The 12,678-nt window shown below is 61.6% G+C and carries 12 protein-coding genes; 10 read left to right on the forward strand and 2 right to left on the reverse strand.

The window, feature by feature from the left end:
• Nucleotides 1–109: 109 nt before the first annotated feature.
• From FFR93_RS27025 to phoB, 6 genes are all read left to right on the forward strand, one after another.
• Nucleotides 110–1,144: a substrate-binding domain-containing protein gene (locus FFR93_RS27025; protein ID WP_138395419.1), complete on the forward strand. Its 1,035-nt coding sequence runs from the start codon at nt 110–112 to the stop codon at nt 1,142–1,144.
• A gap of 163 nt (nt 1,145–1,307) precedes the next feature.
• Nucleotides 1,308–2,789: a phosphate ABC transporter permease subunit PstC gene (gene pstC / locus FFR93_RS27030; protein ID WP_064711719.1), complete on the forward strand. Its 1,482-nt coding sequence runs from the start codon at nt 1,308–1,310 to the stop codon at nt 2,787–2,789.
• Complete coding sequence (gene pstA / locus FFR93_RS27035; protein WP_064709745.1) at nt 2,786–4,105, forward strand: phosphate ABC transporter permease PstA; 1,320 nt, start codon at nt 2,786–2,788, stop codon at nt 4,103–4,105. The genes pstC and pstA overlap by 4 nt, the downstream gene beginning before the upstream one ends.
• A 15-nt stretch (nt 4,106–4,120) precedes the next feature.
• Nucleotides 4,121–4,936 (forward strand): phosphate ABC transporter ATP-binding protein PstB, encoded by an 816-nt coding sequence (pstB, locus tag FFR93_RS27040; protein ID WP_064709746.1) that lies wholly within the window; start codon nt 4,121–4,123, stop codon nt 4,934–4,936.
• A 44-nt stretch (nt 4,937–4,980) separates the two neighbouring features.
• Complete coding sequence (gene phoU, locus FFR93_RS27045) at nt 4,981–5,694, forward strand: phosphate signaling complex protein PhoU (RefSeq protein WP_004672769.1); 714 nt, start codon at nt 4,981–4,983, stop codon at nt 5,692–5,694.
• Between the two features lie 159 nt (nt 5,695–5,853).
• Nucleotides 5,854–6,537: a phosphate regulon transcriptional regulator PhoB gene (gene phoB, locus FFR93_RS27050; protein WP_004672768.1), complete on the forward strand. Its 684-nt coding sequence runs from the start codon at nt 5,854–5,856 to the stop codon at nt 6,535–6,537.
• Nucleotides 6,538–7,182: 645 nt separating this feature from the next.
• Here the strand turns inward: phoB and FFR93_RS27055 are convergent.
• Nucleotides 7,183–7,716 (reverse strand): GcrA family cell cycle regulator, encoded by a 534-nt coding sequence (locus FFR93_RS27055; protein WP_064711717.1) that lies wholly within the window; start codon nt 7,714–7,716, stop codon nt 7,183–7,185.
• A 420-nt stretch (nt 7,717–8,136) separates the two neighbouring features.
• Here FFR93_RS27055 and FFR93_RS27060 point away from each other — a divergent pair, with 420 nt between their 5' ends.
• The 4 genes from FFR93_RS27060 (at nt 8,137) to FFR93_RS27075 (ending at nt 12,066) form a co-directional block, all read left to right on the forward strand.
• The gene (locus tag FFR93_RS27060; protein WP_138395420.1) at nt 8,137–9,336 is read left to right on the forward strand and encodes an aspartate aminotransferase family protein; all 1,200 of its coding nucleotides are present in this window, start codon (nt 8,137–8,139) and stop codon (nt 9,334–9,336) included.
• 37 nt (nt 9,337–9,373) lie between these two features.
• Nucleotides 9,374–10,288: an ornithine carbamoyltransferase gene (gene argF / locus FFR93_RS27065; protein ID WP_064709749.1), complete on the forward strand. Its 915-nt coding sequence runs from the start codon at nt 9,374–9,376 to the stop codon at nt 10,286–10,288.
• 90 nt (nt 10,289–10,378) lie between these two features.
• Nucleotides 10,379–11,371, forward strand: a complete 993-nt coding sequence (locus FFR93_RS27070; RefSeq protein ID WP_138395421.1) for an Hsp33 family molecular chaperone — start codon at nt 10,379–10,381, stop codon at nt 11,369–11,371.
• 110 nt (nt 11,372–11,481) lie between these two features.
• Nucleotides 11,482–12,066 (forward strand): hypothetical protein, encoded by a 585-nt coding sequence (locus FFR93_RS27075; protein ID WP_138395422.1) that lies wholly within the window; start codon nt 11,482–11,484, stop codon nt 12,064–12,066.
• Between the two features lie 182 nt (nt 12,067–12,248).
• Here FFR93_RS27075 and apaG read toward each other — a convergent pair whose 3' ends face one another.
• Complete coding sequence (gene apaG, locus FFR93_RS27080; protein WP_011423893.1) at nt 12,249–12,641, reverse strand: Co2+/Mg2+ efflux protein ApaG; 393 nt, start codon at nt 12,639–12,641, stop codon at nt 12,249–12,251.
• Nucleotides 12,642–12,678: the final 37 nt, after the last annotated feature.

The following is a 12,678-nucleotide window of genomic DNA, read 5'->3' on the forward strand; positions in this document are numbered from 1 at the left end:
ATAAAAGGACGGTGCTTACAGCGCTAAGAGAGTCCCGCCGATGAAAAAAGGCAATGCGAGGGCCTCTCTACAGGCCGCATCACACAAGCCCAATGCCCGGGAGATTCAAATGAACACCTTCAAGCTCACCGTTGCCGCGCTCGCTGCAACTGCTGCTTTCGCTGGCACAGCCGTCGCCCGTGACCAGATTCAGGTTGCCGGTTCGTCCACCGTCCTGCCTTACGCAAAGATCGTTGCCGAGTCCTTCGGCGAGACCTTCACCAACTTCAAGACGCCAATCGTCGAATCCGGCGGCTCCAGCGCCGGCCTCAAGGAATTCTGCAAGGGCGTCGGCGAAAACACCATCGACATCGCTAACTCATCTCGCGCTATTAAGAAAAGCGAGATCGAAGCCTGCAAGGCAGCCGGCGTGACGGATATCCAGGAAGTCAAGATCGGTTATGACGGCATCGTTTTCGCGACCGATGCCGGCAACCCCGATGTCGCTTACGTTCCGGCCGACATCTACAAGGCCCTCGCCGCCCAGGTCGTCGTCGACGGCAAGCTCGTCGCAAACCCCTACAAGAAGTGGTCGGAAGTCAACCCGAAGCTTCCGGCTGTTGATATCGCCGCTTATATCCCGGGCGAAAAGCACGGGACTCGCGAAGTCTTCGAGGAAAAGGTCTTGGCAGCTGGCTGCGAAGCATCGGGCGCTGCAGAAGTCATCAAAGCCGCCGTTTCGGACAAGGCCGCTCAGGGCAAGGCCTGCATCGCAGTCCGTAAGGACGGCGCTGCAGTCGACATCGACGGTGACTACACCGAAACGCTGTCTCGCATCGCTGCCAACAAGACCGCGGTCGGAGTATTTGGCCTTTCCTTCTACGAAAACAATGCCGACAAGCTGAAGGTCGCCACCGTGAACGGTATCGTTCCGTCCACCGAAACGATCGCCAACGGCACCTATCCGGTTTCCCGCCCGCTGTTCTTCTACGTCAAGAAGGCACATCTCGGCGCTGTTCCGGGCCTGAAGGAATACGTCAACTTCTTCGTATCCGACCAGATGATCGGCCCTGACGGCCCGCTCGCCGAATACGGCCTCGTTGCCGCTCCGGATGCCGAGCGCGAAGCGATCCGCAAGGACGTCGAAGCTGGTAAGGCCATGTAATGACTTTGCCGGCGCGGTGCTTCAAGCCCGCGCCGGCATTGCTTTATGCCCCTGCGTGCCGGCTTTTTCGCTGCAGGGTTTTCCTTCTCCAATGATTGGAAGCTGAAGGCAGGCTGATGCAGCCGCCGGGCTTATTGGGGCTTCGGGCCTGGGGACGTAACGAATGAGCACATCCGTCATACTTTTGTGCCTTGTGGTGATCGGCGCCGCCGCCTATCTGGTGGCGCGCAGCCGTGCCGCAGCACTTGCCGGAGGCAGGTCCTCCGCATTGCATTCACGGCCGGCCTATTACGGCGCCTATGCCGCGATCTGGGCTGTTCTTCCTGCCCTCATCGTCCTCTGCGTCTGGCTCTCCGTCAGCCCTGGAATTGTCCAGTCCTCGGTTCGCGACGCCTTCCCTGCCGACGTCAAGGCGCAGGCCTCGGTCGAGCAGGATCTGAGCTACTCGATGGTAGCGACGGTTGCGCGCGGGCTGACGATGCTCACTCCCGACGAGGTAGCGGCAGTGTCCACCGACCCGGCGGCGCTGCAGGCCAAGCTCAGCGAAAAGGGCGTGCCGCTCGCCGGCCAGCCGCAGCCTTACATGGTCGAAGCCGCAAAGACGCTCAATTCGATGAGCATGACGAGCCGGCTTGCCATGACAGCGGTGGTCTTCGCTCTCGCCGTTGCCGGCGCTTTCTATGCGCTGCGCGCCATCGCGCCCCGTTTCCGCGCCCGCAACCGCGTCGAGCGCGTCATGCTATGGGGGCTGCTGCTGGCCTCGTCGATCGCCATCCTGACGACGGTGGGCATCGTGCTGTCCATGCTGTCCGAAGCCGCGCGCTTCTTTGCGGTCGTTCCCGCCAACGAATTCTTCTTCGGTACCGTCTGGGATCCGCGCTTTGCCGGCGCTGGCAGCTCGTCCTTCGGCCAGTTCGGCCTGATCCCGCTCTTGCTGGGCACGCTTTATATCGGCCTTGTCGCCATGCTCGTTGCCGTGCCGGTCGGCCTTTTCGCCGCCATCTATATGGCCGAATATGCCTCGCCGAAGCTGCGGGGCATCGCCAAGCCGCTTCTCGAAGTGCTCGCCGGCATTCCGACGATCGTCTACGGCTTCTTCGCCCTCGTCACCGTCGGCCCGTTCCTGCGCGATTTCTCCGCTCAGATCAGCGGCCTGCTCTCCGGCAATTATGCGAGTTTCATCCAGGCGCAGAGCGTGCTGACAGCCGGTATCGTCATGGGCATCATGCTGATCCCCTACGTTTCCTCGCTGTCGGACGACATCATCACCGCCGTGCCGCGGGCCCTGCGTGACGGTTCGCTCGGTCTCGGCGCCACGCGCTCCGAAACCATCAAGAAGGTTGTCCTGCCGGCGGCTCTCCCCGGTATCGTCGGGGCGTTGCTGATGACCGCCTCGCGCGCCATCGGCGAAACCATGATCGTCGTGCTGGCCGCCGGTGTCGCCGCCCGCATCCAGATCAATCCCTTCGAGCCGATGACGACGGTGACCGTGAAGATCGTCAACCAGCTCACCGGCGACCTTGAGTTCACCTCGCCGCAGACACTGGTTGCCTTCGCCCTTGGCATCACGCTGTTCTGCATCACGCTTTGCCTCAACATCTATGCGCTCTACATCGTGCGCAAATATCGGGAGCAGTACGAATGACGAATATTGTTTCTCCCGTCGCCGGAACCATTTCCAAGGCGCCGCCGCGCCGCGATATCGGCATCAAACGCCGCTATGCCGCCGAGCGCCGGTTCCAGGCCTATGGCATCGCCGCCATCGCTTTCGGCCTCATCTTCCTCTTCATCCTGCTGTGGACGGTGATCGGCAAGGGCTACACGGCCTTCCAGCAGACGTCGATCACCCTGCCGATCGAATTCGCCGAGAAGACGATCGACCCGAACAACAAGCGCGCGACCGACCCTTCGGTGCTGATCGCCGCCAACTATCCGGTTCTGCTGCGCGATGCGATCGTCAAGCAGCTGAACATCAATGCATCCAGCCGTCCCGATGTGCGTGAGGCCACGGCCATGCTTTCCAAGGGCGCGCCGATCCAGCTGCGTGACATGGTGGTCGCCGATCCTTCGATCATCGGCAAGACCGTCAACGTCACGCTGCTCGCTGATGCTAATATCGACAGCGCCAACAAGGGCCAGATCGACCTTTCGGTCGAGGAGAAGAACCGCAAGGTCAGCGACAAGCAGGTCGGCTGGATGAACGAGCTGAAGGCGAGCGGTGCGCTGACCAAGGAGTTCAACACCGGTCTCTTCGTCAATGGCAACTCCAGCCGCCCGGAGGCTGCCGGCCTCGGCGTCGCCCTCATCGGCTCGCTGTATCTGATGCTGATCGTGCTGGTTCTGTCTCTGCCGATCGGCGTGGCAGCCTCGATCTACCTCGAGGAGTTTGCGCCGAAGAACAAGCTGACGGACCTGATCGAGGTCAACATCAACAACCTCGCCGCGGTTCCGTCGATCGTCTATGGTCTGCTCGGCCTCTCCGTCTTCATCAACTTCATCGGTCTGCCGCGCTCGGCTTCACTGGTCGGCGGCCTGGTGCTGACGCTGATGACCCTGCCGACGATCATCATCGCCACCCGCGCCGCACTGCGCGCCGTGCCGCCCTCGATCCGCGCTGCAGCCCTGGGCCTCGGCGCTTCGAAGATGCAGATGGTGTTCCACCATGTCCTGCCGCTTGCCATGCCCGGCATCCTCACCGGCACGATCATCGGTCTGGCGCACGCGCTCGGTGAAACCGCGCCGCTGCTGTTGATCGGCATGGTCGCTTTCGTCGCCAATGCACCGACCACGCCGCTCGATCCCTCGACGGCGCTGCCCGTGCAGGTCTATATGTGGGCGAACGAGGCGGAACGCGCCTTCGTGGAGCGTACTTCGGGTGCCATCATCGTCCTGCTCCTGTTCCTGGTTGCCATGAACATGGGTGCCATTCTCTTGCGTCGTCGCTTCGAGCGCCGCTGGTAAACGGAGTTAAACATCATGAACATGTTGACGGAAGCTGCAGTTGAAAAGGCGCTGGATCAGAAGATGAGCAACGTCCCGTATAAGATGATCGGACAGGATGTCTCCGTATACTACGGCGAGAAGCGCGCGCTTTTCGATGTCAACCTGAACATCCGCGAAAACACCGTAACCGCCCTGATCGGTCCTTCCGGCTGCGGCAAGTCGACCTTCCTGCGAAGCCTCAACCGCATGAACGACACGATCGAGGGTTGCCGCGTCACCGGCAAGATCACGCTGGACGGCGACGACGTCTATGATCCGGATATCGACGTCGTCGAACTTCGCGCCCGCGTCGGCATGGTTTTCCAGAAGCCGAACCCGTTCCCGAAGTCGATCTACGAAAACGTCTCCTACGGCCCGCGCATCCATGGTCTCGCAAAGTCGAAGGCCGATCTCGACCAGATCGTCGAGACCAGCCTGCAGCGCGCCGGCCTCTGGAACGAGGTCAAGGACCGCGTGCACGAGTCCGGCACCGGCCTCTCGGGCGGCCAGCAGCAGCGCTTGTGCATCGCCCGCGCCGTTGCCGTCAGCCCGGAAGTCATCCTGATGGATGAGCCCTGCTCGGCGCTTGACCCGATCGCCACCGCCAAGGTCGAGGAACTGATCCACGAGCTGCGCGAGAATTACACGATCGTCATCGTCACCCACTCCATGCAGCAGGCCGCGCGCGTTTCGCAGCGCACCGCCATGTTCCACCTCGGCAACCTCGTCGAGGAGAACGACACCGACAAGATGTTCACCAATCCGGACGATCCACGTACCCAGGACTACATCATGGGTCGCTTCGGCTGATTGCGGCGATCCGAAGCCTTCCCGTTATTCGAGGACAAAGCCCAATGGCATCGACACATATTTATTCTGCCTATGATGATGATCTGAAGTTCCTGTCCAGGCGGATTTCCGAAATGGGCGGCCTGGCCGAACAGATGGTCGCGGAATCCGTCCGGGCGCTGGTCAACGGCGACACGGCGCTGGCGCAGAAGGTCATCTCCGACGATGTGATCCTTGATCACACCGAGCGCGAAATCGGCGACAAGGCGATCGTCACCATCGCCCGCCGCCAGCCGATGGCCGCAGACCTGCGCGAAATCATGGGTTCGATCCGCATCGCCGCCGATCTCGAACGCGTCGGCGACCTCGGCAAGAACACAGCCAAGCGCGTCATCGCCGTGCAGAGCACCGGCGTTCCCCGCAAGCTCGCCCGCGGTCTCGAGCACCTGTCCGAGCTGGCGCTGGTCCAGCTCAAGGAAGTGCTCGACGTCTATACGACGCGCGCCGCCGACAAGGCGACCGCCATCCGCGAACGCGATAACGAGATCGACGCGATGTACACGTCGCTGTTCCGCGAGCTGCTGACCTACATGATGGAAGATCCGCGCAACATCACGAGCTGCACGCATCTGCTCTTCTGCGCCAAGAACATCGAGCGCATCGGCGACCACGCCACCAACATCGCCGAGACTATCTACTACATGGCAACGGGCGCCCAGCCGGAAGGCGATCGCCCCAAGGATGACAGCGCCAACACTGTCGGCGCCGCGACGGAATAATCGTCACGAACCAGCGGACCGGGCCAGCCGCCCGGACCAACCACTTGCGTGCGCGCCCGTTCGGGGCGCGCAAAGAGGTCGCAGCCAATTTCTGAAGATGCGCAGGACGCCTGCTTAATCGCCCCGGTTTAAGGCTTTTGCGCGAGGAGACGGACACGCATGATCCCGAGAGTCGCAGTTGTTGAAGACGAGGAAGCCCTGAGCGTACTTCTTCGCTATAACCTGGAAGCGGAAGGCTTCGAGGTCGATACCATCCTGCGCGGCGACGAGGCCGAAATCAGGCTTCAGGAGCGCACGCCCGACCTTCTGATCCTCGACTGGATGCTGCCCGGCGTCTCCGGCATCGAACTCTGCCGGCGCCTGCGCATGCGGCCGGAAACCGAGCGGCTGCCGATCATCATGCTGACGGCGCGCGGCGAGGAGAGCGAGCGCGTGCGCGGGCTGTCCACCGGCGCCGACGATTACGTCGTGAAGCCGTTCTCGACCCCCGAACTCGTCGCCCGCGTCAAGGCGATGCTGCGCCGTGCCCGCCCTGAAGTGCTGTCGTCGGTGCTGAAATGCGGCGATATCGAGCTCGATCGCGAAACCCATCGCGTCCACCGCAAGAGCCGCGAGGTCCGCCTCGGACCGACCGAATTCCGCCTGCTGGAATTCCTGATGTCGTCGCCAGGCCGGGTCTTTTCCCGCTCGCAGCTGCTCGACGGCGTCTGGGGCCACGACATCTATGTCGACGAACGCACCGTCGACGTCCATGTCGGCCGCCTGCGCAAGGCGCTGAATTTCTCCAACATGCAGGACGTCATCCGCACCGTCCGCGGCGCCGGTTACTCGATGGAGGCCTGAGGTTGAGGAGAGTGCATGTGGCCGGCGCTCCCGCCCGTGCAGCGGTTCCCAGGCCCTTCATCGCACCGGCGCTGGGTATGAGCCAGCACGGCCTCACCTCGGTCATCCAGGCACCACCTCTCCTCCGTCATCCCAGGGCTTGACCCTGGGATCCATGCGGCTGGCGCTGCGGGAGGAACGATGGCATTCAGCTGCAGGGAAGTTATCGAAGCCGAGTGCCTGTTGTGGATCCCAGGGTCAAGCCCTGAGATGACGGAGTGTGGGTTGGCGTTCTAGCCTAACGCCCGCTGATGCAGCTTGTGAAGCGGCGCTTTTGCCGCAAATTCATCGCGCCTGCGAGGGCTGTGCGTCTCGGCGCCACCTCTCCATCGCGCCTGCAGAGCCAACCTGTCCAGGCACCATCTCCCCTCCGTCATCCCAGGGCTTGACCCTGGGATCCATGCGGCTGGCACTGTGAGAAGCGCGATAGCATCGAACTGCAGGGAAACAATTGAAGTGGTGTGCTTGGTTGTGGATCCCAGGGTCAAGCCCTGGGATGACGGAAAGTGTGGTCGGCTTTGCTGCCAAACACAAAGGTCGCTTCCCCACTCCGATCATAAAAAACGGGCCACTCGGCCCGTTTTTTTGTCCGTGGATGCAGCCCGCTCAACTTGCCCGTGCAGCCGCCCGGCGCCGTTCGTTGACCGGCTGGTAGGCAAGCTTCTGATGATAGCCGCAATAGGGTGAGTTGTCCGGGGACTCGCAGCCGCAGAAATGGAAGTCTTCCTTCAGCGGATCGCCGACCGGCCACTTGCAGGTGCGTTCAGTCAGCTCCGTCAGGCCAAGGCGGCGGGAAATCGGCACGACTACGTTGCCGGCCGGCACATATTCCATCTCCTCGACCGCATCGACCTCGATCTCTTCCTTCAGCATCGTTGCGCCCTGCTGGCGGGTAACGGTGCGGGTGGTGATCCGGGAGGCGTAGTTCGGCGCACGCGGCGCTGAAGTCTGGCGCTTCGGCGTGCGCGCCGCTGTGGCTGTGCCGCCGGCCTTGGCACGGCCGGGAAGGCTCAGCCGGTGCACCTTGCCGATGACGGCATTTCGGCTGACCCCGCCAAGCTGCGCCGCGATCTGGCTGGCACTCAGTCCTTCCGACCAAAGCTTCTTGAGTTTCTCGACCCGCTCGTCTGTCCAGTTCATGCCCTGTCTCCACCTTTTGCGTTGGTGATGGCAGAATCCCTCACCGTTGTCCCGGAAGCCTCCGAAACAAGAAACGCCTGATCAATTTTGGTGACTAGTTCCGCCGCATGCAGTCTAGTAATTGAACTTTAACCTAGTGTGAGGCTGACTCCGTGACAAGAGTCGCGGGAATCCGGATGAATCGAATTTCAAGTTTTCCCCAACTTGCTGCCTCCGCGTGTCATTTCTGCAATAATGCCTGTTGAAGGCCGGAAACGCCCCTGTACTAGCTTGCTGCATGCGCTAAGGCCGCAGTTTTGTTGACATTGCAGCGCGAAAAGGAAATAGTACCGCTTGCCGCCGAAAGGCGGCATTTTTAATTTGTCGGGCTTGGTGTCTTTAGCCGGAGTCCGGGCATGACAACATTGGGAGACCCGCGCCATGGCTGAAGCCGCGCCGCTTTATGACACCTATTCTCGCGCCCCGCTGCGGTTCGAGCGAGGCGAGGGCGTATGGCTGATCACCGAAGGCGGCGAGCGTTATCTCGATTTCGGCGCCGGCGTCGCCGTGACATCGGTCGGCCACAGCAATCCGCACGTTGTCGCAGCGCTGAAGGAGCAGGCCGATAAGGTCTGGCACCTCTCCAATATCTATGAGATCCCCGGCCAGGAGCGCCTCGCCAAGCGCCTGACCGACGCAACCTTTGCCGACAAGGTGTTCTTCACCAATTCGGGCGCGGAGGCGCTCGAATGCGCCGTCAAGACGGCGCGCCGCTATCAGTTCTCCAAGGGCCACCCCGAGCGCTTCCATATCATCACCTTCGAAGGCGCCTTCCACGGCCGCACGCTCGCGACGATCGCCGCCGGCGGCCAGGAGAAATATCTCGAAGGCTTCGGCCCTAAGGCGCCGGGTTTCGATCAGGTGCCCTTTGGCGACATCGATGCCGTCCGCGCCGCCGTTACCGATGCGACGGCAGCAATCCTGATCGAACCGGTGCAGGGCGAGGGCGGTGTGCGTCCTGCAACCAACGAGTTCATGAAGGCGCTTCGCCAGATCTGCGACGAAAAGGGCCTGCTGTTGATCCTCGACGAGGTGCAGACGGGCGTCGGCCGCACCGGCAAGCTCTTCGCCCATGAATGGTCCGGCATCACACCCGACATCATGGCCGTTGCCAAGGGCATCGGCGGCGGTTTCCCGCTCGGAGCCTGCCTTGCCACCGCGGAGGCCGCTTCCGGAATGAAGGCCGGCACGCATGGTTCGACCTATGGCGGCAATCCGCTTGCCATGGCCGTTGGCAGCGCCGTGCTCGATATCATTCTCGCGGATGGTTTCCTTGAGCATGTGCGCGACGTGGCGCTCGTCTTCCGTCAGGGGCTTGCCTCGCTCAAGGATCGTTATCCCGACGTGATCGAGGATATCAGAGGCGAGGGGCTTCTGCTCGGCGTCAAGGCTGCGGTTTCCTCCGCCGAACTGCTGCAGGCGATCCGCGCCGCGCACCTGCTCGGCGTGCCGGCGGGCGACAACGTCATCCGCCTTCTTCCTCCGCTCGTCGTCACTGCCGAGGAAGCCCGCGAAGGGCTCGCGCGCCTCGAGCGCGCCGCCGAGAGCATCCGCGCCTCCAAGGTCAAGAAGACGGCTTGAAAGGATCGCCGCCTTCGGGCGCACGACAGGTAAGAACATGGCTCCCAAACATTTCCTAGATCTTTCGGCGGTCACATCAGCCGACCTCAGAACCATCATGAACGACGCGCTCGCCCGCAAGCAGGCCTTCAAGGCCGGCAAAGACGACAAGCCGCTCGCCGGCAAGATGCTGGCGATGATCTTCGAGAAACCGTCGACGCGCACCCGCGTCTCCTTCGACGTCGGCATGCGTCAGCTCGGCGGCGAAACACTCTTCCTTTCGGGCACCGAAATGCAGCTCGGCCGCGCCGAGACGATCGGGGACACCGCCAAGGTGCTGTCGCGTTATGTCGATGCAATCATGATCCGCACGACCGAGCATTCGCGCCTGCTGGAGCTTGCCGAGCACGCGACCGTGCCTGTCATCAATGCGCTGACGGATGATACCCATCCTTGCCAGATCATGGCCGATATCATGACCTACGAGGAGCACCGCGGCCCGATCAAGGGCAAGACCATCGCCTGGACCGGCGACGGCAACAATGTGCTGCATTCGCTGGTCGAAGGCGCCGCGCGCTTCGGCTACCGCATGAACATGGCCGTGCCCCTTGGTTCGGAGCCCAAGGATCACTATCTGAACTGGGCCCGCAATGAGGGCGCCGAAATCATGCTCTGCCATGATGCCGACCGTGCGGTCGCCGGCGCCGATTGCGTGGTGACCGATACCTGGGTCTCCATGAATCAGGAACATCGGGCCCGGGGTCACAACGTCTTCCAGCCTTATCAGGTCAATGCGGCCTTGATGGCCAAGGCCGGCAATGATGCATTGTTCATGCATTGCCTGCCCGCTCATCGCGGTGAGGAAGTGACGGACGAGGTGATCGACGGCCCGCAATCCGTGGTCTTCGATGAGGCGGAAAACCGTCTTCATGCGCAGAAGTCGATTCTTGCTTGGTGCCTGGGCGCGATCTGAACCATAATCGGAAGCCTGTAAGTCACGGACTTGCGGCCGCGCGAGCGAAGGGCACGCTGACCCTTTGCTTGAGAACTAGGAGTGAATGCCATGGCAGAAGCTGCAGCCGCCCTCGGCCAGTTCGATTTCGCCGGCGATGATCATGTCGTCCCCTTTCAGGTGGAGGGTCTGGATGTGCGCGGTCGCGCCGTCCAGCTCGGGCCCATGCTCGATGCCATTCTCGAGCGCCATCACTATCCCGCGCCCGTCGCCCGGCTGCTTGCCGAAGTGGTCGTGCTGACGGTGCTGCTCGGCACCTCGCTGAAGTTCGACGGCAAGTTCACTGTGCAGACCAAGGGCGACGGCCCGGTCGATCTCCTCGTCGCCGATTTCTCGACGCCTGACAACGTCCGTGCTTATGCCCGTTTTGACCGGTCGCTGCTCGACAAGGCCGTCGCATCAGGCGAGACCGAGCCGGAGCAGTTGCTCGGCAAGGGCGTGCTCGCCTTCACCATCGATCAAGGCAAGTTCGCTCAACCCTATCAGGGCATCGTCGCGCTCGATGGCACCTCGCTCGAAGAGATTGCCGGTGTCTATTTCCGCCAGTCGGAGCAGATCCCGACGCGCGTGCGCCTGGCTGCGGCCGAACTCTTGGACCGTGACGACGCCGGCAAGCCGCGCCATCGCTGGCGCGCCGGCGGTCTCGTCGCCCAGTTCCTGCCGGAGGCGCCGGAGCGCATGCGCCACCCCGATCTCCACGGCGGTGACGGCGACAACGGCGACCGCCCCCATGGCGAGGACGACGCCTGGGTCGAAGCGCGTTCGCTTGTCGAGACCATCGACGCCGATGAGTTGACGGATCCGCAGGTCGGCACAGAACGGCTCTTGTTCCGCCTGTTCCACGAGCGCGGCGTGCGCGTCTACGAACCGCGCGCCGTCTTCGACCGCTGCAGCTGTTCGCGGGAAAAGATCGGTAACGTGCTGAAGGGCTTCACCGCCGAGGAGATCGAGGCCAGCCAGGAAAATGGCGAAATCGCCGTGACCTGCGAATTCTGCTCGACCACCTATCGCTTCCAGGCGGCCGAGCTTCAGCCGGCGGAATAACATCGGTCGCGCGCAGCGCGCGAAAAAAATGGCATTGCAGCGGCACCGTGGCTCGACTTTCGGTAGTTACTGTGCGCCTATTCCCCAACTGGTACTTTGGGGTGGGCCTTATGCGCTTTTTATATTTCGTACTCGCATTAACGGCTGCGATGCCACGAATTGGCTTGGCTGACGAGACAAACCAATGGAAAGAGATCGGCGATTGGAGCGTGGCTGTCGATCCGACCTTAGACAATGGCTGTTTTGTTCTGACTTCCTTTGATGACGACACCATTTTTCGTCTTGGTTTCAATCTCCGGAAAAAGGACAACCCTTTTTACATCATGCTCGGAAATCCAAACTGGAAATCCCTGGAGAAAGGGAAGCGCTATCCCCTCGAACTCTCGTTAGGCGAGTATAAATGGACGGCTGATGCGACAGGTCTGGATCTCCCTGGCTTCAAATCATTATGGATTGATTCCAAGGATCCTGACTTGATTGCGGAGTTTGCGGGTAAACTGAGTTTCCGCGCCAGCTTTAGAGGAAAGCAGATTGTAGCCCTCGGTCTGAAAGATTCCGCCAGGGCAGCGGATGAGTTGCTCGCCTGCCAAAAGGCGGTAAACGATGCGGTCGCAAAACAGCCAGCACCGCCGCAATCTAAAGATCCGTTCGAAGCAAAGCCAGGTACTCAGGCCTCGGATCCTTTCGATCTTTAGTAGATTGATAATTGGGCAAGCCTGGGATCCACGGCTGTGCGACCAGATCGATCTTGCATCCCCCAGGTATTGGTCGGCGCCGGCACGCGGATGAAGGGGCAAGGCTCCGCAATCTGGGTCGCACGTCCACCAGAACGTTCTGCTACTTTGCAGTGATGAGTAGCATTTTCTACGCTACGCGTTCAATTAAGCACGCGTAGCAGACCCGGCGAATCCAGCGAGAAGGCGGGGATGTCGACGTCGAACAGCTCGCCTTCATCCGTTTCCATCTGGTAATGGCCGAACATCAGCCCTGACGGCGTGTCGAGCGGGCAGCCGGAAGAATATTCATAGGTGTCGCCCGGGCTGAGCCGCGGCTGTTCGCCGACGACCCCCGGACCGGTCACCTCGTCCACCTGTCCGTTCTGGTCGGTGATGTTCCAGTAGCGGTTGACCAGGCGGACAGCGACGCCGGAATTGTTGCTGATAACAATCCGGTAACCCCAGACATAGCGATCGTCTTCCGGATCGGATTGCTCCTCCAGATAGAACGGTTCGACCACGACTTCGATATCTCTTGTGAGGGCGCGATACATGCCTTGCACCTTAGTCAAGATATGTTACCCGTATCTT

Origin of the sequence: Rhizobium sp. MHM7A (assembly GCF_005862215.1) — a bacterium.
GTDB classification, from domain to species: domain Bacteria; phylum Pseudomonadota; class Alphaproteobacteria; order Rhizobiales; family Rhizobiaceae; genus Rhizobium; species Rhizobium bangladeshense.

Excerpts from the sequence above, each read along its gene's own strand:
- FFR93_RS27070 (WP_138395421.1), top strand. The coding sequence starts at position 10,379 with ATGGCAGAAGCTGCAGCCGCCCTCGGCCAGTTCGATTTCGCCGGCGAT.
- FFR93_RS27025 (WP_138395419.1), top strand. The coding sequence starts at position 110 with ATGAACACCTTCAAGCTCACCGTTGCCGCGCTCGCTGCAACTGCTGCT.
- FFR93_RS27055 (WP_064711717.1), bottom strand. The coding sequence starts at position 7,716 with ATGAACTGGACAGACGAGCGGGTCGAGAAACTCAAGAAGCTTTGGTCG.
- apaG (WP_011423893.1), bottom strand. The coding sequence starts at position 12,641 with ATGTATCGCGCCCTCACAAGAGATATCGAAGTCGTGGTCGAACCGTTC.
- FFR93_RS27075 (WP_138395422.1), top strand. The coding sequence starts at position 11,482 with ATGCGCTTTTTATATTTCGTACTCGCATTAACGGCTGCGATGCCACGA.
- pstC (WP_064711719.1), top strand. The coding sequence starts at position 1,308 with ATGAGCACATCCGTCATACTTTTGTGCCTTGTGGTGATCGGCGCCGCC.
- pstA (WP_064709745.1), top strand. The coding sequence starts at position 2,786 with ATGACGAATATTGTTTCTCCCGTCGCCGGAACCATTTCCAAGGCGCCG.
- FFR93_RS27060 (WP_138395420.1), top strand. The coding sequence starts at position 8,137 with ATGGCTGAAGCCGCGCCGCTTTATGACACCTATTCTCGCGCCCCGCTG.
- argF (WP_064709749.1), top strand. The coding sequence starts at position 9,374 with ATGGCTCCCAAACATTTCCTAGATCTTTCGGCGGTCACATCAGCCGAC.
- phoU (WP_004672769.1), top strand. The coding sequence starts at position 4,981 with ATGGCATCGACACATATTTATTCTGCCTATGATGATGATCTGAAGTTC.
- phoB (WP_004672768.1), top strand. The coding sequence starts at position 5,854 with ATGATCCCGAGAGTCGCAGTTGTTGAAGACGAGGAAGCCCTGAGCGTA.
- pstB (WP_064709746.1), top strand. The coding sequence starts at position 4,121 with ATGAACATGTTGACGGAAGCTGCAGTTGAAAAGGCGCTGGATCAGAAG.